General features: G+C 70.6%; 1 pseudogene. It reads left to right on the plus strand.

The annotated features are described in order from the left end of the window. Positions 1-5 precede the first annotated feature (5 nt). Positions 6-330: pseudogene (locus tag H7I57_RS29420) on the plus strand (HNH endonuclease); the annotation flags it as partial.

Consider the following 330-nt stretch of genomic DNA (forward strand, 5'->3'; position numbering starts at 1 on the left):
CTGCGCTGCGGGATCAGGTCGAGCAGCTTGAACGGTTGAAGTCGGCGACGGCGGCGGCGCAGGCGCGGGTGACGGCGTTGTGGGCTGCTAAACGCCGTGCTGCCGAGGAGGCCGCCGGGGTTCCGGCCCGCAAACGTGGCATGGGGCTGGCGTCGGAGGTGGCGTTGGCCCGCCATGACGCCCCGTCGTGCGGGAACCGGCACCTCGGGTTCGCTCAGGCGCTGGTGCATGAGATGCCGCACACTCTGGCCGCGCTGGAGTCGGGGGTGCTCTCGGAGTGGCGGGCCACGCTGATCGTCAAACAATCGGCCTGCCTGTCGGTGGAGCATC

Source organism: Mycolicibacterium pyrenivorans (assembly GCF_025821625.1).
Classification (GTDB): domain Bacteria; phylum Actinomycetota; class Actinomycetes; order Mycobacteriales; family Mycobacteriaceae; genus Mycobacterium; species Mycobacterium pyrenivorans.